Annotated in this window: 9 protein-coding genes; all 9 read right to left on the bottom strand. The window is 61.4% G+C overall.

Features of this window, described 5'->3' with window-relative positions:
- Positions 1-279: 279 nt before the first annotated feature.
- Complete coding sequence (locus E5334_RS02785) at positions 280-6771, bottom strand: isopeptide-forming domain-containing fimbrial protein (protein WP_136012064.1); 6492 nt, start codon at positions 6769-6771, stop codon at positions 280-282.
- A gap of 412 nt (positions 6772-7183) precedes the next feature.
- Positions 7184-9439: an isopeptide-forming domain-containing fimbrial protein gene (locus tag E5334_RS02780; RefSeq protein WP_136012063.1), complete on the bottom strand. Its 2256-nt coding sequence runs from the start codon at positions 9437-9439 to the stop codon at positions 7184-7186.
- 66 nt (positions 9440-9505) lie between these two features.
- The gene (locus tag E5334_RS02775; RefSeq protein WP_136012062.1) at positions 9506-13090 is read right to left on the bottom strand and encodes a hypothetical protein; all 3585 of its coding nucleotides are present in this window, start codon (positions 13088-13090) and stop codon (positions 9506-9508) included.
- Between the two features lie 886 nt (positions 13091-13976).
- Positions 13977-15506, bottom strand: a complete 1530-nt coding sequence (locus E5334_RS02770; RefSeq protein ID WP_136012061.1) for a glutamate synthase subunit beta — start codon at positions 15504-15506, stop codon at positions 13977-13979.
- Between the two features lie 3 nt (positions 15507-15509).
- Complete coding sequence (gene gltB, locus E5334_RS02765) at positions 15510-20156, bottom strand: glutamate synthase large subunit (RefSeq protein WP_136012060.1); 4647 nt, start codon at positions 20154-20156, stop codon at positions 15510-15512.
- A gap of 573 nt (positions 20157-20729) precedes the next feature.
- Complete coding sequence (locus tag E5334_RS02760; RefSeq protein ID WP_265591480.1) at positions 20730-21143, bottom strand: SemiSWEET family transporter; 414 nt, start codon at positions 21141-21143, stop codon at positions 20730-20732.
- A 54-nt stretch (positions 21144-21197) separates the two neighbouring features.
- Positions 21198-21488, bottom strand: coding sequence for a SemiSWEET family transporter (locus E5334_RS02755; protein ID WP_136012059.1), 291 nt, complete (start codon positions 21486-21488; stop codon positions 21198-21200).
- Between the two features lie 2 nt (positions 21489-21490).
- The gene (gene ligA / locus E5334_RS02750) at positions 21491-23617 is read right to left on the bottom strand and encodes an NAD-dependent DNA ligase LigA (RefSeq protein WP_136012058.1); all 2127 of its coding nucleotides are present in this window, start codon (positions 23615-23617) and stop codon (positions 21491-21493) included.
- 75 nt (positions 23618-23692) lie between these two features.
- The gene (locus tag E5334_RS02745) at positions 23693-26047 is read right to left on the bottom strand and encodes a heavy metal translocating P-type ATPase (RefSeq protein ID WP_136012057.1); all 2355 of its coding nucleotides are present in this window, start codon (positions 26045-26047) and stop codon (positions 23693-23695) included.
- Positions 26048-26158: the final 111 nt, after the last annotated feature.

The raw sequence follows: 26158 nt of genomic DNA, 5'->3' as shown, positions 1-26158 counted from the left end.
CACACATCTATGGTCATTATGACGGGCCGCAGCCGCGGGCTACCCCCTCGATCCTTGATTTGCTCCAAATTTCCGATGAAATGCCCAAAGTCCCTCTCTTCGCTCGCAAATATGTCCTTTTATCAGCGGTCATTTATCTTTGTACTAATAACAATGCCCCCTCTTCCCTGCCCAAGAGGCGAGAAGAAGGGGCATTGAGAAAGGGTCTTGCGCCCAGGCAGTCAAGAAGGCTTTTAGGGCCTCCCTTGCCGAGAAACCCTTGCCGCCTCAACCTAGAACCTAGGCCTCGTGGCGACGTTTGCGCCACACCGCCGCCGTGGCAGCCGCTGCGGCGGCAGCCAGGGCGCCCAGCCATCCAGCGGCAGAGGCGACATCGCCGGTCTTGGGAAGGATGTGCCTTAGGATCGCCGGCGCTGGTTTCAACGTATTGGCCGCATCCACTGGAGCCTCTGCAGGAAGCACCGGGCCGGTGGCGTCGTTGGGATAGGCAGCCGGCGTGGGATCGGTAGACAGCGAGTTGGCGAAATCGCTGGTCTTGGCAGGCTCTCCAGGCTCAGGGCGAGGCTCGGTGCCAAAGATGGTGGCCGTGGTGGAGTCGGAGGGGTTCACATAGGAAGCCACCGCATGGTTGCCGATGTCTTTGCCCTCGGCCTCCTGAGCGACCTGCACGTCGAAACGAAGCTTGACAGTCTCGCCGCCCTTGAGGTAGCCGCCGTAGACCGATAGCGAGTGGGTGAGCGGGTCGTAAACCGAATCCGGCACTTCCTTCTCGGCGCCGCCCGGCAGGATCATCTTGAGAGAACCGGAGACCACCTCGAGGCCCTCAGGAAGCTCGTCGGAGATGACCAAGTCATAGCAGCAGGTGGAGGGCTCATCCTCATTGGACACAGTGATTACGTAGGACAAAAGGTCGCCCACGTGCACTTGGCCGTCCTCATGGGGCGTGGTGTTGGCAGACTCTTTGGAGACCTGCACCTTGGCAGGATCGGGATCCGAGGGCGCTATCGGGCCAGAGGTGCCGGGGCCGCTCTCGCTCTGGGGGCCGGACTTGAAGAGCCCGTAGGTGAGCGACAGGGGGCCTGCCATAGCGCGCACGCCGTCCGAGGCCTCGCGCTCATAGTTGGCCTCGAACTTGTAAGTGCCCACCTGGGACAGGTCGATGGGCTCGTCGGCGCCCACCTCCACCCACTGGCCGTCGGCGCTCTGGCGCATGAGCTTGAAGTTTTGACGCTTCATGCCCACAGGGATGTTGAGGCCGCCCTTGGACTGGGCCAGATTGAGCGCACGCTCGAAGAGCTGCTCTTGGGTGATGGTGCCCTTGCTGATGTTCTCAGAAACCTGGGTGTCGGCGCTGAAGGCATCCGGCTTGTCCTCAGGCTCGCCGCCCTCCTCGTCCCACACGATGTGGTGGAGCACCGCGGTGACCTTGGCGCCGCTGGGCCGCACGAAGGTAGTGCTCAGCGTGGATTCGCCGGTTGCAGTGAGCGCGGTGGATTCGTCGCCTGTGACCTCGCCTGCCAGGTCGCTCGCGTCGGCGGCAGCCTGCTTGAGCTCAGACTCCTTGGCATGGAAGTGCAGGGTATCGGGCTTAGCGGACAGGTCATGGCCATCAGCCTTGGCCAAATCCCTCAAGGTGCCCAGAAGCTCGTCGCGGGAGACCGCGGTCTTCTCGGCATCGTCGGCCACCTTTTTCACCTTGACGGTGTATTCCAGGTTGATTTGGGCGGGTTTCTCGGGATCGCGGTCCTTGTCTGCCGGGTCCTCGGCAGGCGGGTTCTCGTCGCCAAAGGGACCAGGGGTGCCGTCGGGAATCTTGATCTCTTTGGGAAGTTCGGGGGTATGGTCTGGGTCGTCCGGATCGGGCTCGGGGTCTTTGACAGTGTCGGTGGGCTTGGTGCCAAAGGCGCGCGCCACGTTGGGCAACGTCTGAGGCTCGTTGTAGTTGAGGCGCTCGGAAGTGACTTTCACCTTGAAAGTGGCGATGGCAGACTCGCCGCCATAGATGTGGCCTACGGCGATATAGAGCTTGCGGCTGGCGGCATTGTAGTCTGCGGTGAAGTCATCCTGGGTCAGCTTGGCGCCCAGGTTGGTGGTGACCTCGATGGAGCCGGGGATGTATTCCATGCCGGCGGGCAGCTCGTCTGCCACCTTGGCGCCGTAATAGGCCGAGCCCACCTTGGTGTTGGCGAGCGTGATGGTGTAGAGCAGCTGGTCGCCCACCTGCACGATCTCTTGGTTGGCGCGCTTATCGGCGCCCGGGGTGGCATTGGACCAGGTCTTGGTGATGGAGATATCGCCTTGGTCGGGATCGGGATCGGTGGGAACTACCACGAGATCGTGGTCGTCGCGGTCGTCGGGATCTTTGGCGGGGTCTTCCGAAGGGTCGTCCTTGGGGATGGGCACCGTGACGATGACCGTGATTTGCTCTGGATCGCCATCGGGATTGTCAGGATCGTCGCGCTCGATGACCACGGGGATGTCCACATGGTCTGCCTCAGGGTCCTCTTCGCGCTTCTTCTTGATCTGCTCCTCGACCTCTTTGGCGATGTCCTCTGGGGTCTTGGGATCGTCTGTGTCGCCGATCTTCACGATGCGGTCGCCCGGCTTGATAGGGCTGGGGTTGTCAGGGTCAGGCTTGGGATCCGCATCAGGGTTGGAAGGGTCTGAGGGCAGCGGCTTTCTGGCATCGTCCAGCGGAGAGTCAGGCGTGACCTTGTCCACCGGCACGCCGGGCTTCACTGGGTCTGTGGGCGGGTTGGGTGTGGGATCCACCAGATCGCCGCCGAGAATATCCTCCACCTCTTTGACCGGGTCTTTAGGATCTGCAGGATTGGGATCGGAAGTGGTGGGATCTGCGGCGGCGGTGACCTTATCTACCGGGTTGCCGTCTTTGTCGAGGCGGTTGTCCCAGTCGAACTGGTCCTTGTTCACGCCGTAGATGCCCTTGGCAGAAGACTCGCTGGTAAGCTGCGGCGTGCGGTCGGGGTTGGCAGAGTCGACGACGCTGGTCTTTACCTCCACATCCATCTTGAGCGTGTAAGTTTCCTCACCAAAGATGGTGGTGAGCGAGTCTACGGTGACCACACCGTCTTTGATCTTGTCTTTCACCTGGTCGGTGAGGTCCACTTCGTTGCCCAGAGGATCGACGGCCACCAGGCGCTTGAAGGTGGTGTCAGCAGGCACCGAGATGGTGACCACCGGGTCGATGCAGGCAGAATCCTTTGTGGTGTTGGTAACCTTGACCACCGTGCGCAGCACATCGCCGGGGCGGATGGTGCCGTCTTCTCGGGTGGTGTCATAGGTGGTTTGCGTAATGGAAAGCTCGGGCTTCTTTGCGAGGTCGGGGAATACATAGACATCGAAGGATTTGGTGGCACCCGAGAACGCACCAGTACCCTTGAGCGTGGCAGTGATGGTGGTTTTGCCTGCCGAGAGAACCTTGGCCTTGGCCGCCACACCGTAGTCTGTCTTGTTCTCCACATAGGTGCGGTCGGTGGTGTAGCCGTTGGGCTCAATGGAGATCACCGTGGGATTGGAGCTGGTGAACTCGATGTCGCCGATGGAGTTTGTTTGCACATAGAGCGGGAACCAATTCTCGTGGGTTTTGGTGACATTGCCGTCATCGTCCACCTCGTCGCGGAAGCTCTTGACCTCGATGTCGTCGCGAATGTTGCGCTTTGACTCGTCCTCCCCTTCCTTGAGCGTCAGATCGCGTTCGTGGGTCTCGTCGAGCTTGAGCTTGGCATCATTGGCTGTTTGCTGGCTGTCTTCCAAGCCCTCGCCATTGGGCACGTAGCCGGTGCCAATCTCGTTGAAGAGCTTGAAGTCAGGGACCGCAAGGTCGATTTGGACCACAGACTCGCCGGTGTCGGATTCGTAGTAGTTCACATAGGCTGAATCGTTGTGAGCAGGCGTAAAGGGCTCGCCTGGGCCGTCTTTCTTGAGGTCGCTTGGGCCTGCAGGCTCGTCTTCCTGGGTGTCGCGTGGCGCGGCGCCCTCCTTGGCGCTGGTATACTCCACCAACACGGTATGCTCGTTGCCTTGGCCGCTTTTATCGGCAAGGCCAAAAGCCTCTAGCTGCGAGCGGGTGAGGTTGAAGTACGCCATGGAATGCTCGCGGCCCGCGTCGTCCTTCTCGATCCACTGGTTGGCGGTCTTGGCGTCTTCCATGTCTTGGCGGGTGAGCTCTATGACGCCGCCGTGGGCTTCGCTTACCTTGCGCCCATCGATATAAAGCTGCAGGCGGCCGGTGGGAGCCTTGCACTTGGCAGAGCTCATGGCGCCGGAGCCATCTGGCAGCAGTCCGCTGGTAATATCCACCGGCACTACCAAGTGATTGTTGGTAGCGGCGTTGAAATTGCCCGCATTGTCGTCCTGCGCCCAGGTGGGGGCGGTGTAAGTCTTGCTCTGCTGATTGCCGTCTTGGTCGGTGTAGGTGAGTGTGACGCCTTGCTTTACCTCAGCAGTAGTAGCCGAGCATACGGGGTAGATTACGGCTTGTCCTGTGGCGCTATGCCCCCAATAGGTTTGAGCGAATGTCGTGTTGTTGTGATATTGATCAGAGCGCACCTCGATCTCGTAGAGGCCGGCGTCGGACGGGGTATGGCTGCCGGTTACCGCAGCACTCAAAGCCTCGCCATCCTCGTTCACCTGTTGGAAGTTGTACTTGATGGCCCCGTTGTCGTTGAGGCTTCCGCCGGCAGGATTCTCCACCCTGATAGGATTGGCTTGCACGTCCACAGGGGCCAGCGCTTCGCCGTCGTAGTACTTGCTCCAATTTTGCTTGATGAACGTCTCGTCCAGTGTGAAGTGCTCCCATTCTTTGGCCACAGTGTCGCCGGAGCCTGAAGAACCGGAAGGCAACGTAGTGTTAGAGGAAAGGAGCTTGTCGCCCACGTAATAGTGGAAATTGGCATCGATCTGATGATCTTGGTTTGTGCCGACCGGTAGCCATAGATAGAGCTTGCCCTGAAGGAAAGATGCCGGGGCTCCATAAGGCGGGGTAGTGGGGAACTTGTCAAGCAAGAGCTCCCAAGACTCAAGATGGGCATTGAGATTGGGGGTCACTCCAGCCTCGCTGGCCATCGACTCGATCTTAGGCGCCACGTTAACCGTCATCATGGACACCTTGGTCTTGCGCTCGAGGTCGCCGTAAGCCAAGCCGTCGTTGTCGTTGCCCTGAAAATATCCGGGGGTGCATTTCACCGAACCGCCGGTGATGACCACATAGCCCCGGTCTCCGCCAATTTCCAAAAATGAAGGATTGCCGCCAAAACCAGGCTCCAGAGTACCGCCTGTAATAAGGATGGTATGGCCTGTATTGGTACCGCCGCATCCTTGACCAAAGGCGTTGGAGTGATAGTAGCCTTGAGCCTTGATATAGCCGCCGTTGATGGTGATGTCGCCCGCAATGGTTTTATTTGCAGTGCGAGAGATGAGGGCATCACGCAAAGGATAGGTGGTAGTGCTGCGTGACATGCCACCGGTATAGGTGCAGCCGCCGCCGATGGCAGCGCCGTGGTAGGAGGCGCTGGCATCCACAGTGCCGCCGTTGAACGTCATGGTGGTGCCACCGCCTGCGTGACCACCGCCGATGCCGCACCCAGAGCCGTTGCCGCCGGGATTGCCGCCGATGGCGCCGGGATCTTGGGCATAGGCTCGGATGTTCCCGCCATTGAAGGTCATGTCGCCAGAATTCTCGATGGGACCGCCGCCAATGGCAGCAGAGCGGACGCCGCTGTAGACCGCCAGAGAACCAGGGTTGGCGCTCTCGAGGTTAGAAAGGCTGGAAGCGAGGTCGGAGCCCTTCCCCGTCGAGGTCTTCACTGTGCCTTCTTTGGAGACATAGCTGACTCCCGCAGGAATCATGCCCTGCTCGGGAGTGATGGGGTTTCCAGAGGTGTCCACATTGGTCACTGCGTCGTCGATCACCAGGACCGAGCCCTCGCCGCAGCGAAGACCGGGGAACTGTGCAGCCGAGGTATCGTTGCTTCCCGTGTCTTTCGTGGCGAAGTTGCTGTTGTAAAGAGTGTTGGCAGTACCATCCGCAAGAGTGATATGCACAGTGGTCTTATTGGCCACATCTGCCTCTGACACCTCAGAGGTGCCATTGCCGGAAGCATGGGAGTTGGTCGCGATGTCCATGGGAAACTTGCCGTTGATATTCACGCCAGCGAAGGTGATGTTGGCATGGACGCCGGGAGCCACTCGGATGCCCGTGGCTACCGCAGTGCCGGCGCCGGCGGTGTTACGAATGGTGTAGGTACCGCTCTGCTTGATCACCAGCATCGAGATGTTTTGGGTGTTGGAACCCCCTGCAGGAAAGCTGCGGCCGTCTTGGTATTGCGTGCTCTCGTTGCTGCCGCGGCCGATTCGCGTGTAAGCAACGGTCTCCAACGCATAGTCGGTGCCAGCCGTGCCACCAGAGATGGTGAGCCCACCGTAGTCGGTTTCCACACCCGCAGCTGCAGCGGCCTTCTTGAGCACTACATCGGCAGTGTCGTTCACAGAAGGTGTCACTAGCTCCACGCTCACCGCAGCAACAGGAGCTGCCTCTTGCGAGGAAGGTGCGTCCTTCTCGGTAGGAAGGGCGTCTGGGGCCTCTGGTTGGCTCTCCTCTGGAGCGGCTTCCTCAGAAGGTGCGGGGTCTGCCGATGCCTCTGGGGCCAAGGGAGCTGCCTCAGACTCCGAGGTGGCCAAAGCGACAGGACCCGAAGAGGGCGCCCCTAGCTCATCGGCCAGCACCTGCATTGCGGCACCCGGAGCGAACATCTGAGTAGCCAGCAGGAATGTGAGCGCGAAGGCAAAAAATGCGTTTCTTGATCATTGATGCGTTCATGCTTCTGCCTCTCATAAGAAACGTAGGGCTCAGAGGGCGACGACAGGTCTTGCACCCTGATCGCCTAGGGGGCCCAAAAGTAGAGTTATCTCTGAATATACTCTGATAACTCATATTTTCAAGTCAAAGAATCCACTAATTTATGCCACTGGTTGCCGAGGTTAATTGCTATAGTTTTATATTTTTGTATATCTATATTTTATGTTTATATATAGTGCATGCATAAAGGGTTATTGGGCAACCTCGTTCACGTTTCCAAAAAAGTCCAGCACCCCTGATGAGGGATGCTGGACTTTGCGAGACTATCGGTCGCGTTTGCGGCCTTGGCGCTTTACTTACTGAATGCTAGAAGCGCTTGCGGCGCACAGCTGCGGTAAGGGTGACAGAGACGGCCCCCAAGAGCGACATCAGCGGCGCCAGTGTCGCGACATCGCCGGTCTTGGGCATGATGCGGCTCCCGCGCGCGGGCAGCACCGTCACCTTGGTACGGTTGGCCACTCCCGCCTCAGGCGACGGATAGACAGGCTCGCCGCTGGAGACGGAGAGGAGGCCGTCCTGTTGAGCCAGGAACGAGTCCCAGCCCTGGGGCGGGTCATAGCGCGTGCCAGGCGTCAGAGGGGTATGCCCCTCGTCAGGAAGCTGCGAAGGCTTGGTGCCGAAAGCGAGGGCCACGTTGCCCACGTCGCCGGAGAGCGCCTGCTCGTTGACCGTCGCCTCGAAGGTAAGCACGGCAGAGGCGCCGCCGGCGATGTCGCCGGCTGCCACAGAGAGGCGGCGGCTTGCCGCGTCATAGACATTGCTGCAGCTCACTATGCGTCCGGCGGCAGTCTTCAAGGAGACGGTGGACTCGTCGAGGGTAAGCCCTGCGGGCAGTGTGTCCTCGATGATGGCGTCGAAGACCATGGAGCCGGCAGTGCCATTGGCAAGCGTGAGCGTGTAGAGGATCCTGTCGCCCACATAGGTCTCCCCCGAGGAAGTAGTGAGGTTTTGCGCAGTCTTCACCAGCTGGACCTCGCCGTCTTCAGGATCGACGATCTCGCTCACAGGGATCTCGTGGCGCGCCGGGAGGGTAGCCAGGCCTTCGCTGGCCAGGAAGGCCTCCAGGCCACCCGCAGGCGCGAAGCTCTTGCCGATGGTGGGCTGCTCGCCGTCCACGTCGTAGGCGCTGGGCTTGTAGCCATGGCCCCAAGCATGGTCGACGATGGTCTTGCCGGCCGCCTTGGGGCCAACCGTAGCGTCGTAGACCAGGCGCACCGAGGTCCCCGCGGGCATATGGCCTGAATGCACGCCGATGGTGCGGCTCGTGGCGTTATATGCCTCATCGGCCACAGGGAAGGTGAGGTAGTCATCCTGCGAGGGCTGGGGATTCTCGGCATCTTGGACGTCCAGAGAGGCAGCCTCATCTTCTGCAGCCAGAGCCAAAGGAGCCTGGCGCAATGCCTGGACTTGGTCTTCCTCTGCTGCCGAGAAGGTCTCGACACCGCTCATGGGAGCTGCCAGGCGCAGACGGAAGGTTGAGGGCGTCTGGATATTGGGAACCTCTACATGGATGGAGCCGGGAACCACCTCGAGCCCTTCGGGCACCAGGTTGCGCAGCACCGTGTCATAGAGCTGTGTGTGATCCTGGGTATTGGTGAAGGTGGCGGTGTAGCGGATGGTGTCGCCCACCATGGTATGGGAGATATCGCGAGTGAGGTTCTCTCCGGTAAGGTCCATGGCGAGACCTTCATCGGCAGGGTCGGCAGGAATGATGCCCGACTCAGTGCCCGTAGGCGCGGGGTCCGAAGGCTTGGGCGCGGGAGTGCCGCCATCAGGGAAGTTGTCCCAATCGGTGTCCTTCCAAGGATCGTAATCAGGATCTGTGGGGTCGTCGCCGGGCTTGGGGTCTGGCACGAAGGGGTCGCCGGGCTTAGGCCTAGGCTTGGGATTGTCGGGATTGTCCGGGTTGTCTGGGTTATCCGGATTGTCAGGGTTATCCGGGTTGTCAGGGTTATCCGGGTTGTCGGGATCCGGATCTGGATGCTCCTCTTTCCAACGGTCGCTGGGGGTTTGGCCGGTGCTATAGGCCACATTGGTGCCCTGGGTGCCTTGGGCGTCAGGGGTTACCCGGCACTTGAAGGTCAAGGTCACCTGCTCGCCGCCGTAAAGGTCGTCCACGTAGAGGGCGATGACGCGCGACTTCTCGCTGTAGACGCTGTCGCTCACCTCTTGGGTGGCGCCGTCGACGCCCGTGAGCTTGAGGGTGCCGGGAATGAGCTCCAAGCCTTGAGGCAGAGGGTCGCAGATGGCCGGCGAATACCAGGCGGTGTCTTTGCCCCGGTTGCTCAGGGTGATGGCGTAGGCGATCTCGTCCCCCACCATGGCATGCTTGGCCTCAGGATGGGTGAGGTTCTCAGCAGTCTTTTCCACCGTGACGTCAGGCTTGGCATCGGGATCGTCAGGATCGGGGTCCATCACAGGATCCTTGGGGATGATGGGCAGCGGCGGGACGACGCCGGGATCTGTGGGATTGGGATCATAGCTGGGGTTATCGGGATTGTTGGGGTCATCGGGATCGTCTGGGTTGTCAGGGTCTCCCTCTGCGCCGTCGCCTATGACCAAGATGTCTTTGGGATCCTTGGGGTCGAGAGGTGTGGGATCTTTGGGAGTCTCACCAGGGGCTGGATTCTATTTGACGCCGTAGGTGCCCTCGCCACCAGGACCAGGTTCGATATCCTTGGGTTCGTCGGGGTTTTGCGGACGGTTGGCGGTGCCGGACGCCAGCTTGGCTTTGAAGCGCATGGTTACCGACTGGCCACCGTACACGGTGCCCACGGAACTGGTGACCTTGGAGGCTGCCTTGTCGAAGATGTACTGGCCGTCTCCTGAGCCTTCCTCTGCCGCCAGCGCATCCCAATCGAAATCGCTCCATTTGAAGCCCGCATTGGCAGCAGCTGCATAGAACTCATCGGTGCCCAGACGAGTGGAGACGTCGGGAGTAGCGTAATTGTCGGTAATGCTCACGCTGTCTTCGATCAGCTCCAAGCGAGGATCCATGGTGTCCAAGAGCTTGGCGGTTTGCCAGGCAGAACCTTTGACCAGGTTGAGACCGGTGACCAGATACTCGATCTCGTCGCCGGGACGCGCAGGCTCGCCAGGATGGGTGAGGTTGTTGGTGACCAGGCGAATTTGCACCTGGGGCTTTAAGGACTCGTCAGGGATGACACGGACGTCCAAGATGACCTTGGTGCCGGTGTAGAGCGCATTGGGCGCCTGCTCCATAACGATGCGGGTGGTGCCGCAGCTGTTGACCTTGATGTTCACTTTGCCTGATGCGTCGAGCACATTGCCTTCGCTGTCTGCCACAAGCTCGGCCACTGCGCCATTGGCGGTGCTGCAGGTCATAGGCATGGATGAGGTGGACTCGAACGTGAGGCCCAGGGTCTTAGACGAGTACTCGCTGTAGCGCAAGGTCACCGATTTGTGGACCACCTTGGTGCCCTTGTCATCGGGATTGTCCGGGTTGTCGGGGTTGTCAGGATCGTCGGGATCAGGATCGACGTCTTCGATGTCGACGTTGGGGTCCTTGTCGGGATCAGGCTTGACGTCGGTGGTGGGAGGCACCGGCACGATGAAGGTGTCGTCTTCCTTGGCGTTGTCGGGGTTTTTGTCGACGCCCTGGATGTAGTTCTTGTCGGCCTTGTACTCGATGTTCACCTTGTGCTCGCCGCCCTTGGAGGCGTCTTCGAGAGCCTTGAGCAGAGCGTCGTTGTTGGTGGGATCGAAGTAGTAGGTCACCTGTGTGGCGTGACGGGTCTCGGTGCCGCCGGTGGTGGAGGTCACGGAGAGGTCGGGGTTGGCGATAGTCGAGCCTTTGGAGGCCTCCACCGCTTCTTTGGTGAGCGCAATAGGCTTACCCACCTCTTTTCCGTCAATAGAGACCTGGAAGGAGCCGGTGGGTGCAGCGCAAGTGAGAGCCGTGGTATTGGCGCTGCGAATGTTGAACTGGAGCTTCAGGCGGTTGCCGGCCATACCGGCGTCGGCGTTCTCCTGGGTGATGGGGGTCCAGGTGCCGTCGTCGGCCAGATTACCCCACTCAGGGGCGGCTTCCATGGTAAGGACGGCGGGCACGGCGTTGATGGTCGCCACACCCTTGGCCTGATGGCCCCAGTAGCTGGCAGCGTAGCTGGGGTCTTTGGCGTACTGGTAGGAAGTCATGGTCACTTGGAAGCGGCCAGTATCGGCAGGCAGCGTGGCACTGCCCTCTTCGGACTCACTGCCGGTGGGCACCCATTCACCCGCCTCATTTTGAGCGAGCATCTGATACTTGAACTTGACTTCTTCTGGCTGGTTGAGCGTCTCTTTGACAACGCTGTTACCTACAGTGCGCTCGATATTGATGGGATGCGTGGCATCCACGGTGAGGGCTGGGAAGGGCAGTCCATCATAGTCCTTCTCCAACGTCTTGGCGTAGTCTGAAGGGAAGTCGAACTCGATGTAGCGCTTCACTGTCTGAGTAGCATCGGAAGCCGAGGGCTTGGCTATGAAGAGGGGGTCGATTTTCTTCACAGTGCCGTCGGCCTGCCGCACAGACATCTCGATACGTACTTCTTTTTCTGCATTGGGCTTGGCTACCCATTCGGGAAGCCAGAGATAGAGCTTACCGTTTTCAAACTCGGTGGGAGCTCCGTAATGGGCATCCTCGCCGCCGATGAACAGCTTGAAGTCTTCTAGCTTCTCGTTGCTGAGCTTCTCTGAGGAGGTGGAAAGATCCACCGTGAGCATAAAGACTTTGTCGGTGGCAGGCAAAGAGCCGCCAAGAGCGGTGACATCGCTCCACGAGGCCACGTCCTGGGTGTTGAAGGCTGTATCTCCCACGCCAGTAAATTTGCTCTTATTGCTCACATAGACCGAGCCGCCAGTGACGATGGTGTAGCCACCGGATCCGCCGATATCGAACTTGTCGGTATAGGAGGAGGGATGCAAGGTGCCACCGGTGATGCGTATGATGCACTGGTTTGCGTTGGTGCCGCAAGCGCCACCAAAAGCGTTGCCGTGGGCATAACCCTGGGAGGTAAGATAGCCAGCGTTGATGTAGATGTTGCCGCACTTCGAGTTTCCGCTGCCAGCCACAGCGCCAGTCTGAGCCGAACCTCCAGAGCCGCTGGACCAACCTGCACCCACTCCCGCGCCGTGGTAAGAGCCATAAGCGGCCACACGCGCTCCGTTGAACCACATATTGGTGGCGCCACCTGCCGCACCGGCGCCGATGCCCGTGCCGGAGCTCCAACTCTGGTTGGCATTGGTGCCGCCATTGTTGGCATGGCCGCCTGCGGAATAGGCGGTGATGGTGCCGCCGTCAAAGATCATGTTACCGGCGTTCTCGTTACTGCCAGAACCAATGGCGCCGCTCCCATAGCCGCCTTTGACGACCAAAGAGCCGGGGTTGGAGCTGGCGAGACGGGTGACCGGATCGCCTTTGGTCACCGAGGTGCCATTGTCCAAGGTTGCAGTGGTGTCTACCACGCCATTGAGAACCTCCACGTGGGTGGAGCCGCTCCAGTTGGCTACCGAGTCGTCGATGTAGAGGGTCGATCCCGCGCCGCAGTGGATGCCAGCACAATATTGACCAAGGTTCGCTGTGAGGTTGTTCGCGGTGCCGTCGGCCAAAAAGAGCTTGAGAGTGGTGCCGCTGCCCATGAGATTGATGGGCGAGCTGTTGGTGTTGGACGTGATGGTGACGCCGGCAAGGGTGATGTTGGCCGATGCGCCCTGCTTGATCTGCACAGTACCGTTGGTCAGGGTGCCCTTGAACGTCAACGGCGTTGAGGTGTTGACCACAACGGTGGCGCCGCTGACGGTATAGTCGGTACCGGCCACGCCGCCGGAAATAACCATGCTCCCCACTGTGGTGTCGGCTGCTCGAGCCGCTGCCTTCGCAGGCTGTGAGGCAGCTTCAACACCCGGTTGAGGAGCCTCTTGCTTGAGATCTCCCTCAGCTTGAGAAGGCGCCTCCTTCGACACCTCGAGATCAGCAGCTGGGGATTCGGGCTTCTCGGCAGCCGAACCGTCAAGTTGCGCCGCTTGATCGTCTGAGACCTGTTGGTCGAGAGCAGACTCATCCTGAACCGCGATTAGCTCAGAATCTATGCCCTCCCCCACGACGGATTGCGCAATGGCTTCCAGGCAACCTGCTGGCAGCGTCATCTGCACTGTCAGTAAGAGCGAAAGCAGGAAGGCGAAGGCGCGTTTCTTAGATATGTGGCCTTTCATGACTCCCACCTCTCGAACAGATGCGCCACGCCGAGTCGAGTGAGCGTTGGCGCACTTTATCACGTATTAGTGAATATACGCCCCTATATTCTATTTTCAATGTACTTTTAGGTATGTAAAAGGGTGCCTATTTTTCAGAAATCAATAGGCTGTTATGCAACCTATTACCAGGTTGTTTGCGATAGCAGTAGATATGAAGTCTAGAAATGACTATTGATATTCATATCTGTTTATTTATTACTTGCGTTGATGCTTAGTATGTATTTTTATTCCTGAAACTCGCAGGCGATCCTTGGGGGATGCCTGCTTCGGTAACGGCTGGCAATCTGTGCTAGTTGGCAGTGGAGGCTGCCAGTCTGTGCAGGATGGCAGCAACAATTTGATGTCCTTCTGCCACAAACACCAATTTGGCGCTGGGGTTTTACAAACCCCAGCGCCAATTTACCTAGATTGGAAGGCTGTAAGACTCCATGGTCTTCCATTCTATGCTGGTTGGCAGAGATACCTGCCAACCTGTACTACTTGGCAGAGCCCCTGAGCTCCAAGAACAGTTACCGCTTTCCCGCAGCAAATAAGTTCGCAGATCTGGCTTCCCCTGGGAAGCCAGATCTGCGGGCGGAGTAACAGTGCTTGAGAGGGTATCCGGCAAGACCCTTCTGTGCTGTTGGGCTTTTGCGAGATTTGCGGGTTTTGCCCAATAACATCGGGGGGATGAAGTCGGATTTTCCGCAACACCCCCATTGTTGCCAGGGTAGCTAGTACGCAATACGAACGGCCACCCAGACAATACGGGGCAGCCAGTAGGCCGTGGACTCGCAAGCAGCGGCCGCCCCAGATGGCGCGAGGCAGCCAGCCAGCAGCGAGGTACCCGGTAAGCTACCCCAGATTAACGGTCCAGCCCAGCGGCTACCTCTCTGGCGCACAGGAGGCCGTCGGCGATGGCGCTCACCACCAGCGAGGCGCCAGAGCGGGTGTTGCCCGCCACATACACGGGAGTCGAGAAGCCCGGTGCGTCAGGGGTGCGCAGGGCGCGATGGTTTTGAGGCGCCGTGGCGGGTAGCGTGCGCTGCTCCTGCACGGCCACGCCAAAGGCTTCCAAGAGCTCCGGAGCAGGGCCGGTGAAACCCATGGCGATAAGCACTAGCTGGGCAGGGATTTCTTCTTCAGAACCCTCGATGCGCACCGGGGTGCCGCCAGACCAGTCCAGATGGGCGAAGCGCAAGGATTGCACCGCCCCGGTTTCGTCACCCAGAAGCTCCAGGGTATCGGCGCCAAAGGTGCGCGGATCTTCGCCCTCCACCTGAATGGCTTCCTGCTGGCCGTAGTCCACCTTGAGCTCGATGGGCCACTCGGGCCAAGGGTTGGAGGGCAGACGATGCTCAGGCGGCTGGGGCATGAATTCTAGCTGCCTCACCGAGCGCGCGCCTTGGCGCAACGCGGTAGCCACGCAGTCGGTGCCGGTGTCTCCGCCGCCTATGACCACCACGTCCTTGCCCTCGGCGCTGATGGCTGGGTCATAGGCCGCACGATCCCCTCCGGCTCCCTCCACTGCCTTGGTGGACGCAGTGAGGTAGTCCACGGCCAATACCACGCCATCCAACTGGGCGCCGGGCACCCTCAAGCGCCGAGGCTCCCCTGCCCCTGCTGCAAGCACCACGGCGTCGAAATCGCCGCACAGCCGAGAAACGCTCTCCTCTGCGGCTGCGTCATAGTCGAGCTCGAACGCTATCCCCTGGTCGCGCATCCACTGGATGCGGCGCTCCACCACATCCTTGGGCAGCTTCATGGCAGGGATGCCGTAGCGCAGAAGGCCGCCGGCTGCGTCGGACTTCTCGAAGACACGCACCGCAAAGCCCCGACGGCGAAGCTCCCAGGCAACGGCCAAGCCAGAAGGCCCAGAGCCCACCACCGCCACAGAAGTCGGAGCCTCCCCAGAGGTGGCGGCCCCAGAGGCTGCGGGTTTATCGGCAGCCGAGAAGAGCGGAGCCGGGCCGCCTGAAGCCCATTCGTGGTCGGAGATGGCGCGCTCGTCGTCTTTGATGATGGTGGCTCCGCGATCGCGGCCCAGGTTGCAGGCCGCCTCGCAGAGGGCCGGGCACACCCGTCCGGTAAACTCCGGGAAGGGGTTGGTGATGCGCATGCGGGCAGCCGCCTGGTCCCAGAGGCCGCGCCAGACAAGATCGTTCCACTCGGGGATGAGGTTGTACAGCGGACAGCCACTCGTCCTGGCGCCTCCAAAGGAGGCGCCGGTCTGGCAAAAGGCCACGCCGCAGTTCATGCAGCGGCAGGCTTGAAAGCGCTGTTCCTCGTCGGGAAGCGGAAGCGCGATGTCGCCAAAGTCTTTCAGGCGCTCCGCCACTGGCCGCTCGCTGTGGGTGGTGCGGTCGAACTCTAAGAAGCCGCCAACTTTTCCCATGGTCTACCTCCCCATGCGCATGGCGTCGAAGGCCATGGTCTCGGCCTCGGAGCGGGTTGCGCCCTCGGCCATCGCCGAATCCATCAGTGCCGTCACTCGCGCATAGTCGCGAGGGAGCACCTTTTTGAACTTGGGCCCTAGCACCTCGAAGCGATAGAGCAGCTTGATGCCCAAGGGGCTCAGGGTATGCCCCACGTGCTCCTGAATAAGCTCGCGAATGATGGCCAGGTCCTTCTCGTCTGCCGGAAGCACGTCTACCAGCTCGTGGTTCACCCGGCCGTCCAAGGTGTTCAACTCGTCGAACACATAGGCCACGCCTCCGCTCATGCCCGCGGCGAAGTTCACGCCCACCTCGCCCAGGATAAGGGCGACGCCGCCGGTCATATATTCGCAGCCGTGGTTTCCCACTCCCTCGCACACCAGCGTGGCTCCAGAGTTTCTCACGCCAAAGCGCTGGCCAGCCAACCCGTTGATGAAGCCTTTGCCCGCCGTGGCGCCGTAGAAGGCCACGTTGCCGATGGACAGGTTCTCGTTGAACTTGTAGGTGGCCTTGGAGCTGGGATGCACCGCCAAAATGCCTCCCGACAAACCCTTGCCAAAGTAGTCGTTGGCGTCGCCGGTGATAGTGAGGCTTACGCCTGCAGGCAAGAACGCGCCAAAAGACTGGCCGCCGGAGCCGGTGCACTGGATCTTGATGGTGTCGTCTGGCAGCCCCTCGGGATGCTGGGCGGTCACTGCCGCGCCCAGCATGGTGCCCACGCAGCGGTTGACGTTGGCCAGGTCTGCGTGGAAGGCGATGGGCTCCAAGTGCTGGCGGGCCGCCGCGGTATAGGGGATGAAGAGCGTGGCATCCAGCGTCTTTTCCAGCGCCAGGTCAAAGGCCATCTCATCCAGGAAGCGGCGGCCGGCGGCCCCCGGGATATCCAGGCCGTAGGCGTTGGCGCCGTTGGCAAGCACTGCAGAGAGATCCAGCGTGGAGGCCTTCCAGCCGCCGGCTTCTTCCAGCTGCACCAGGCACTCGGGATGGCCCACCATCTCGTCCACTGTCCTAAAGCCCAGGTCTGCCATGAGGTGGCGCAGCTCCTGAGCCACAAACATCATGAAGTTCACCACGTGGTCTGGGCTTGCGGCAAACTGGCAGCGCAGGCTCTTGTTTTGGGTGGCGATGCCCGCCGGACAGGTGTCCTTTTGGCAGTCGCGCTGCATGAGGCAGCCCATGGCGATGAGGGGCATGGTGGCAAAGCCAAACTCCTCGGCCCCCAGAAGGGCAGCGATAGCCACGTCGCGGCCGCACATGAGCTTGCCGTCGGCCTCCATGACCACGCGGGAGCGCAGGCCGTTTTGCAGCAGCGTTTGCTGGGCCTCTGCCAGTCCCAACTCCAGAGGTAAGCCGGCATGGTAGATGGAATCGCGAGGTGCGGCGCCGGTGCCGCCGTTGGATCCGGAGATGAGAATCTTGTCGGCACCGCCCTTGGCCACACCGGTGGCAATGGTGCCTACGCCGGCTTCTGCCACCAGCTTCACCGAGACGCGCGCGCCCGGATTGGCGTTCTTGAGATCGAAGATGAGCTCGGCCAGGTCCTCGATAGAGTAGATGTCGTGGTGGGGCGGCGGGCTGATGAGGCCCACGCCCGGGGTGGAGCGGCGCACCTCGGCGATCCAGGGATAGACCTTCTTGCCGGGCAGGTGGCCGCCCTCGCCGGGCTTGGCGCCTTGGGCCATCTTGATTTGGATCTCCGTGGCGCTGCCCAGATAGCGGCTGGTGACGCCGAAGCGTCCCGAGGCCACCTGCTTGATGGCGCTCTTGGCGGTGTCGCCGGGCTTCCACCAGGGGGCGCTGCCGGGAGCCAACGGCGTCTCGCGGGCAGGGTCCTCGCCGCCCTCGCCGGTGTTAGACCGGCCGCCCAGGCGATTCATGGCGATGGCCAGGCACTCGTGAGCCTCTTTGGAGATGGAGCCGTAGCTCATGGCGCCGGTGTTGAAGCGGCGGCAAATGCTCGCGGCGCTCTCCACCTCTTCCAGCGGCACAGGACCAGAGGGCAACGGCTTGAAGCCCAAAAGGTCGCGCAGCATCATGGGGCGGCCGGCCCTGTGCACATGGGCCACGTACTCGTCCCAGAGCTCCCGGCTGTTCTCGCGGCAGGCCCGCTGCAACAGATAGATGGTCTGGGGGTCGATGAGGTGCTCTTCTCCCGCAAAGACGCCGTTGAAAGGGCGCCACTTGGTCATGCCTGAGCTAGGCAGCTGCTCAGGCGAAGGACTTTGGGCGATGAGCTTGACTTCGCGGAAGCGTTCGGAAAGCTCGCGCTGGATGTCGTCGAAGGTGAGGCCACCCACGCGCGAGGGGGTATCGGTGAAGCAGCGGTCCACCACTTCGGGCGCCAGGCCCACTGCTTCGAAAATCTGCGCGGCATGGTAGCCCTGCATGGTGGAGATGCCCATCTTGGACATGATGGACACGATGCCCGCCGTGACCGCCTTGTCGAAGTTCTGGATGCCCAGCTCCGCCGAGACCGCCAGCTCCCCGGTAGCCGCCAGGTGCCGGATGGCGTCATGGGCGCCCCAGGGGTGGATCCCCGATGCCGAGAAGCCCACCAGCGCCGCAAAGTCATGGGCGCACAGGGCATCCCCGGTGTCCACCACGATGTCGGCCTTCATGCGCAGGCCGCGCCGCATGAGGTGGTGGTGCACTGCGCCCAGCGCCAACAGCGAAGGCACCGGGATCTCGTCCGCGCCTGCCCGATCGCTCAAAATAATGATGTTGACGTCCTGGGCTATGGCCTCCTCCGCCTCTTGGCAGAGACGGTCCAAGGCCGCCTCTAAAGCCCCCGCAGGAGCGCCTGCGGCTATGGTGCACGCAAACGTACGTGCCGAGAAACCCGTGCGATCCAAGCTGGAGAGCTTTGCGAAGTCCTCTTCGCTCAAGATGGGCCCATCCAGTGCGATGAGGCGGCAGTTATCGCGGGCGTCCTCCAGGAAGTTGCCGTGGTTTCCCAGGTAGAGCGAAGTGGAAGTCACCAGACTCTCGCGCAGCGCATCGATGGGGGGATTGGTGACCTGGGCAAAGAGCTGGTAGAAGTAGTCGTAGAAAGGCCGGGGCTTGTCAGAGAGGCAGGCGAGAGGAATATCGAAGCCCATGGAAGCCAGCGGCACCTTGGCCTGTTCTGCCATAGGACGCAGCGCCTCATCCACATCATCGTAGCTATGGCCCAGCTGAGCCATAGCAAAGGCAAAGGGTGCGCCATCGAAGGGTGCGGGTTTCTCGGCAGCTTGAGAATCTTCTGGCACTGCCAGGTCTTCCAGGGTGAGGGTCTCGTCTCCAATCCAGCGGCGGAAGGGCTTTTGAGCCGCCAGATCGTTGCGGATCTCGTCGTTCCAGAGGACGCGGCCTTCGTCGGGCTGCACCAGCAGCATCTCGCCAGGACCCAAGCAGCCGGCCTCCAGGATGTCTGCGGGGTCGATGTCTAAGGTGCCTACCTCGCTGGAAAGCAGCAGGCGCTGGTCGTGGGTGATGTAGTAGCGGGCTGGGCGAAGGCCGTTGCGGTCCAGCGAGGCGCCCAGGGTGCGGCCGTCTGAGTAGGCGATGGCGGCCGGGCCGTCCCAGGGCTCCATAAGCATGGACTGATACTGGTCGAAGGCGCGGCGCTCAGAGGTGAGGTGCTTGTTCTTGTCCCAGGGCTCGGGGATGAGCAGGGAGGCGGCGCGGCTCATAGAACGGCCGTTCATCACCAAGAACTCCAGCACGTTGTCCAAAATGGCCGAGTCCGAGCCCTCTCGGTTGATCACCGGCAACACGTCTTCGAGCCTGTCGCCCAGCACCGGCGAATAGAGCTCGGGCTCACGGGCGCGCAGGGCGTTGACGTTGCCCTTGAGGGTGTTGATCTCGCCGTTGTGGATGATGTAGCGGTTGGGGTGCGCCCGCTCCCAGCTGGGGGTGGTGTTGGTGGAATAGCGGGAGTGCACCAGGCAGAGGGCGCTTTCTACTGCGGCATCGTTGAGGTCGGTGAAGAAGCGGCGCATCTGGGTGGCCAGCAGCATGCCCTTGTACACGATGGTCCTGGCGCTCATGGAGCACACATAAAAGATGCGGCCTTTGAGGGCGTGGGTCTTCTCGGCGGTCTTCTCGATGGTGCGACGACACACGTAGAGGGCGCGCTCGAAATCGTCGCCCGCAAGCACAGACTCAGGGCGCCCAATGAAGGCCTGGTAGATGGTGGGCATGGTGTCGCGCGCCGAAGCCCCCAGGTCATGGGCGTCCACCGGCACCTTGCGCCAAAAGAGCAGCGGCAGACCGTGAGCCGCGCAACCCTCCTCGAAAATGCGGATGGCCGCTTGAACCCCAAAATCGTCCTGGGGGAAGAAGAGCATGGCCACGCCATAGTCGCCCTCGTCGGGCAGCAGACAGCCCTCTTTTTGAGCCTCTTTGCGGAAGAACCTATGCGGCACCTGCATGAGGATGCCCGCGCCGTCGCCGCAGGAGCGCTCCAAGCCCACGCCGCCACGATGCTCCAGATTTACCAGTACCGATAAGGCATCGTCTACCATCTGGTGGCTCTTCTTGCCCTTGAGATGCGCCAGGGCGCCGATGCCGCAGGCATCGTGCTCGAACTGCGGCGACCAGAGGGTGCGTGGCTGCTCAGCTTGTGTCATAAGAACTCCCTCGACTGCTCCATCTATGGAAGGGGCAGAGCGCCCAAGCGATACAGCTCAATAGCCGTCGGTTGCGCCTGGACACACGTGTCCCATGGGCTCTTAAGGGCAAGCCTAGAAGGCTAATTTAGCGGTCTTGTTTCGAGCTGCAGGCTGTTACCAAGTGGTGATGTAACTGTGAGAAGCCCAAAATGTGTGCGGAGGGTCTGGTGCGGCTGCCATTTGCCGTCTGGTGGAGCGCCCCTCGCAGTCCCACGCCGATTGCTGCATTACAGTCGTGTGCCGCTTGCCATGCTTGCTGCGGTTGCTGCGCTTACAGTCTTGGTGCGCTTGCTGCACCCACAGTCTCGAGGCGCTTGCTACTAAGTACTTTTTGGCCCCAAAATGACCCGATTGCCACCCGAAAGTACTTACTTAAAAGGAAAACCCCAGGTCATAGAAGATCGCTACTAAGTAGAAGTACTTAGTAGCGCGCGGCCAGTAGCGCGAGTACGCCCATACGCAAGAGTGCTAAGTGGCGCACACACCCAGATGGCAGGTAATTCCGCTCACAAGACAGCCAGCCAGCAACGCCTAGTGCAGCGCCGTCAAAAAGGTGACCAGGCCAAAGAAGATGCCTGGGCTGTTGGCCGCCACCAGCGCCCAGTCGCGGTCCCGCTTGCAGTAGCCGTAGACCGCCCAAATGGTGCAGGCCACAAAGGCCACAAAGGGTTGCACCGGCGAGCCATAATCGCCCGCCAGGTTGTTGGTGATCTGCGGGATGTAGGAGACATACATCATCACGGCCAGCACCGTGGCGATGGCAGCCAGCACACGGATCCAAGGCTTCTCGGGCAGCTGGGCGCAGATCTCAGGCTCTGTCGCCAAACCATTAGCTTCCGCAGGCCCTGTCGCAGCCGCGCGAGACTGGCTTGCCTCATCCTGCCGGCTCGCCACTCCCTGCAACGCCACATCCTGCATTTTTTTCTTCTGCGTATCCTGCGCCATGGGGAGCGCCCCTTCTCATTGACTGGGCCCACCCCAAAGCGCACGTCGCCCGCGCTAGTGCAGCGCCGTCAAAAAGGCGATGCAGCCCAAGATGATGCCCGGAACATTGGCCACAATGATAGGGGTATCCCGCGGCGTTTCCAAAAACCCGTAGGCGGTCCAAAAGATGCAGTTCACCATGGCCACAAAGGGCTGAATGGGCGAGCCGTAGTTTCCCGCCAGATTATTGGAGATCTGAGCGATATAAGACACATACATAAGTACCGATAAACCCGAGGCAATGCGACCTAGGATTTTCACGGCGCGGGCACGGCGTTGGGTAGCGGACGAATTGGAACTCTCCATTATCAGACCTCCGGTTTCTCTCCAGTTTGAATAATATGCAGCAGCGCTTCCTCGTCGAGCACCGGCACTCCCAGCGACTGGGCTTTGGTGAGCTTGGAACCCGCTTTGGCGCCTGCCACCAGGTAGCTGGTCTTTTTGGAGACGCTGCCAGACACCTTGGCGCCCCAGGCCTTCAAGGCCTCTCCGGCTTCTTCGCGGGTAAGGGAGTCCAGCGATCCGGTGAGCACAAAGGTGAGGCCTGCCAGAGTTTGAGGTAGCTTGGGAGTGGCGGGGGCTTCGTCGGTTAGGCGCAGGCCTGCAGCCTCTAGGCGGTGCAGCACCTCCAAGTTCTCGGGGATGGAGAAGAACTCCGCGATGGTAGAGGCCACCACTGGCCCTACGCCGTCCACTGCGGCCAGCTGTTCCTCTGTGGCGCTCGCCAGCACCTGCAAGCTGGGGAAGGCGGCAGTAAGCGCATCGGCTACCGAGGAACCCACGTGTTGGATTCCCAGACCAAAGATCACGCGCGAGAAGGGACGGTCTTTGGACTTCTCGATCTGGTCCATAAGCTTTTTTGCCGTCTTCACACCCACCAAGATGGGGTCGCCCGCCTGATGGGTCTTGGTGGTGGTTTGGTAGGTGCGACCGGTAGGCAAGGCGGCGATCTTCTCGGCATCGAGATTGTCGTAGATGTCTGCCACGTCGCGCAGATAACCGGCGGCCACCAGGCGTCCGATCATCTCGGGACCCATGCCGTCGATGTCCATGGCCTTGCGGCTCTGCCAGTGCTCCAAGCGCTCCAAGGACTGGGCGGGACAGTCGATGGAGATGCAGCGGTAGGCCACTTCGCCCTCCTCGTGCACTACAGGGCTTCCGCAAGAGGGGCAGAGAGCAGGCATGTGGAAGGGCGCCGAGTCTGAGGGGCGCTTGGCAAGGACAGGACCCACGACCTCGGGGATTACGTCGCCAGCCTTGTGCACGATGATGGTGTCGCCCACGCGCACGTTGCGTCGCTCTATCTCGTCCATGTTGTGGAGCGTGGCGCGGGCGATGGTGGATCCAGCCACCACTACGGGGTCAAACTCGGCTACCGGTGTGAGCACGCCGGTGCGCCCCACCTGGATGCGGATGTCGCGCAGCACCGTCTCTTTTTCCTCTGGCGGGAACTTGAAGGCGATGGCCCACCGGGGCGCGCGGCTGGTGAAGCCCAGGGCCTCTTGGCTGGCAAAGGAGTCCACCTTGACCACCACGCCGTCGATGTCGTAGTTGAGGTCGTTGCGCTGGGCTAACGCCTGGGCGCAAAACTCGTGGACCTCGGCGGCGCTGTCGCAGCGGCGGAAGTGGTCGTTCACCACAAAACCGCAGCTGGCGAGCCATTCCAAGAATTGCTGCTGAGTGGTGACGTGCACCATGGAGGGGTCGGCCACCGCATAGATGAAGGTGGCCAGCTTGCGCCCGCGGGTGATGCGGGGGTCTTTTTGGCGAAGCGACCCTGCCGCCGCGTTGCGAGGGTTGGCAAAGACCGGCAGTCCTGCCAGATCGCGCTCGCTGTTGAGGCGCACGAACTCGCTCTTGGGCATGTAGACCTCACCACGCACTTCCAGAAGCGACTGGCCCTGCGGTCCCGAAGCGTCACTTAGCGCATCCAGACCTTTGGCATCGAGCTCCACCGGCACGTCTTTGATGGTGCGCACGTTGAGGGTCACGTCCTCGCCCACCGTGCCGTTGCCGCGGGTGGCCGCCCGCACGAACTCGCCGTTGCGGTAGGTGACCGCCACGCCCAGCCCGTCGATCTTGAGCTCGCAGGTATAGGCCACCGGATGCTCCGGCGTCGACCCCAGCGCTTCGTCGGTCTTGGCCAACCAGGCGTCCAGCTCCTCCAGATTCATGGCGTCATCGATGGAGTACATGGGCCTTGCATGGGTGACCTCGGCAAACTGCGGGCTTACGTAGCCGCCCACCCGCTGGGTATAGCTCTCGGGCACCACCAAATCCGGGTATTGGGCCTCGATGTCCTGGAGCTCCATCAGCCACTGGTCGAACTGGGCGTCTGTGACTTCTGGATCATCCAGCGCATAGTAGCGATAAGCGTTGTAATCAAGTAGCTCGCGAAGCTCCTGTGCCCGTGCGCGCGCCGAATCTTTATCCATAGTCACTCCCCTGCTCGTGTGTCCTAGCCCTACTGTACCCGGACTCTCCCGGCTGCCGACTCGAGGCGGGCCGCCCTAGGCGCGCCAGCGCTTGAGCAACAGCGAGTTGGTGACCACCGACACCGAGGAGAGCGCCATGCAGGCGCCGGAGACCTCAGGGGCCAGGATGCCAGCGCAGGCGAGCGGGATGAGCAGGCAGTTGTAGCCCAGCGCCCAGGCAAAGTTCTGATGGATCTTGCGCATGGTGGCACGGGAGAGCGATATGGCTCGAGAGACGTCGCGTACGTCGTCGTGCATGAGCACTACCTGACCCACCTCGAGAGCAGCGTCAGAGCCGGCTCCCATGGCGATGCCCACATCTGCGGTGGCCAGCGCCGGAGTGTCGTTGATGCCGTCGCCTACCATGGCCACCTTGCGGCCCTCATCCTTGAGGCGCTGGATCTCGCCGGCCTTGTCCCGGGGCAAGACCTCGGCGATGACATCCTCGGGCTTGATGCCCACCTCGACGGCTACCGCTTGAGCCGCGCTGTGGTTGTCGCCAGAGAGCATGGACACACGCACACCCAAAGCCTGAAGTGCCGCCACGCCGTCGCGGGCGGTGGGCTTTGGCGTGTCGCGGGCATCCACCACCGCGACAAGGCGGCCGTTTGCCACCAGATACATGCGCGTAGTGCCTGCATGGCTTTCATCCTGAACGGCCCACTGGGGCATAGGCGCAGCCAGCGACTCCAGCAGCCGCTGGTTGCCAAAGGCCACCTCCACCTGCCTGCCGGAGAGAGGATCGGGACCTTGAGCCGCAATGCCTTGCCCCGCAAGGGCCTCAAAAGAGGTCACTGCCACTGGGGCCACATCCCTCTCGGCAGCCCAAAGCAGCACGGCTTTGGCCAAGGGGTGCTCGCTGTCCTTCTCCAAGCCGGCAGCCAAGGCCATGGCCTTGTCCTGAGAGACCTCAGGGTCGCAGACTACCGAGACCACCTCAGGCATTCCCTGGGTAAGAGTGCCGGTCTTGTCAAAGACCACGTCGGTGACGGAGCCTGCCCCTTCCAGCGCCTCGCCGTCCTTGATGAGCAGGCCTTCCTCGGCGCCGCGGCCGGTGCCTACCATGATGGCAGTGGGCACTGCCAGACCCAGGGCGCAGGGGCACGCCACCACGATCACCGAGACCCCCACCATGAGGGCGCGCTCGACCGCAGCGCCGTTGAGAGGGCCTTGGGAGGCCAGCACGCAGATCCACACCACAAAGGTGACCGCTGAGATGGATAGGACGGCTGGCACAAAGACGGCGCTGATCTTATCGGCCAGACGCTGCACGGGAGGCTTGGAACCTTGGGCAGCCTCCACCATGCGCACGATGCCTGCCAGCGTGGTGTCAGAGCCTGCCGCGGTGACGCGGAAGTCCAGCACGCCGGTGCCGTTGACCGTGCCGCCGGTGACTGTGTCGCCCTGGGCTTTCTCCTGATAGAGGGGCTCGCCGGTAAGCATGGACTCATCTACCGAGGAGGAACCCGAGACCACCTGGCCGTCTGCCGGGATGCGCTCGCCGGGGCGCACCACCACGACGTCGCCCACCACCAGAGACTCCACGGGGACGTCGATGACATCTGCACCTCGGCGGATATGGGCCTCGCGCGGCGTGAGGCCCATGAGCTCCTCCACCGCCTGGCCCGCACGGCCCTTGGCGCGATGCTCCAGCATCTTGCCCAGCAGCATGAAGGTGATGAGCATGGCGCTGGTCTCGAAGGGGGCCATCTGGCCCGAGAGCGCACGCGGCCCAAAGGTGAGGTAGGTCGCATAGGCAAAGGCTACCGTGGTGCCCACCGCCACCAGCGTGTCCATGTTGCCGGCGCGGGCTTTGAGGGCTCCCCACATGCCACGGTAGTAGCGCGCGCCGCATATAAACTGCACCGGGATGCAAAGGATGAAGTCGATGACGTTCATGACCAACATGGCCTGGGCATGGTCATGGGCGCCAAAGAGGCCCATGGAGATCCCCATGGCCAGATCCATGCCCAGAGGCGTCATGGAAATGATCACGATAATGATGGTGAGAACCAGCGCCGCCACAAAGGTCATGAGGTCGCGCTGCTCGGAGGCACGCTCTTTGGCGCGGCGCTCCTCGTCGAACTTCGCACGATTCTCCTCGGGGATGACATTGGCCACAAAGCCCAGGTCATCGATGGTGGTGCAGATCTTTTCCAGGTCTTCTTGGGCCGGGTCGAAGGCTACTGTGGCCGTGTTGGCCGCCAGATTCACTGCGATGTTGTCGACACCGGGCATGCGCCCCACCATCTTCTCGATGATGGAAGAGCAGCTGGCGCAGGTCATGCCCTCCACCGCCAGCCGAGCCACCGTGCGCTCGGCAGGCTTTTGCGCGCCAGACTGAGCCTCTGGCGCCACAGGCACTTGAGCAGAAGTGTGCTTGCTATCCATAACGCCTCCTAAAGCGTGTCGCGTTCTTTAGGCCTCTCCCGTGCATTCACTAGGCTTCCCAACGCGAACCATTATATTCCCACTCTTTAGTAGGTATTTTGAGAAGTAAGC

It is taken from the genome of Muricaecibacterium torontonense (genome assembly GCF_004793925.1).
In the GTDB taxonomy this organism is placed as follows: Bacteria; Actinomycetota; Coriobacteriia; order Coriobacteriales; family Atopobiaceae; genus Leptogranulimonas; species Leptogranulimonas caecicola.
Note: the sequence above shows the minus strand (reverse complement) of the source record. Positions and strands in the feature narration are given on the sequence as shown.

Bases quoted from the DNA above. Each gene is read 5' to 3' on its own strand.
- E5334_RS02775 (WP_136012062.1), bottom strand. From the start codon at position 13,090: ATGAAAGGCCACATATCTAAGAAACGCGCCTTCGCCTTCCTGCTTTCG.
- E5334_RS02760 (WP_265591480.1), bottom strand. From the start codon at position 21,143: ATGGCGCAGGATACGCAGAAGAAAAAAATGCAGGATGTGGCGTTGCAG.
- gltB (WP_136012060.1), bottom strand. From the start codon at position 20,156: ATGACACAAGCTGAGCAGCCACGCACCCTCTGGTCGCCGCAGTTCGAG.
- E5334_RS02755 (WP_136012059.1), bottom strand. From the start codon at position 21,488: ATGGAGAGTTCCAATTCGTCCGCTACCCAACGCCGTGCCCGCGCCGTG.
- ligA (WP_136012058.1), bottom strand. From the start codon at position 23,617: ATGGATAAAGATTCGGCGCGCGCACGGGCACAGGAGCTTCGCGAGCTA.
- E5334_RS02745 (WP_136012057.1), bottom strand. From the start codon at position 26,047: ATGGATAGCAAGCACACTTCTGCTCAAGTGCCTGTGGCGCCAGAGGCT.
- E5334_RS02770 (WP_136012061.1), bottom strand. From the start codon at position 15,506: ATGGGAAAAGTTGGCGGCTTCTTAGAGTTCGACCGCACCACCCACAGC.
- E5334_RS02785 (WP_136012064.1), bottom strand. From the start codon at position 6,771: ATGTTCGCTCCGGGTGCCGCAATGCAGGTGCTGGCCGATGAGCTAGGG.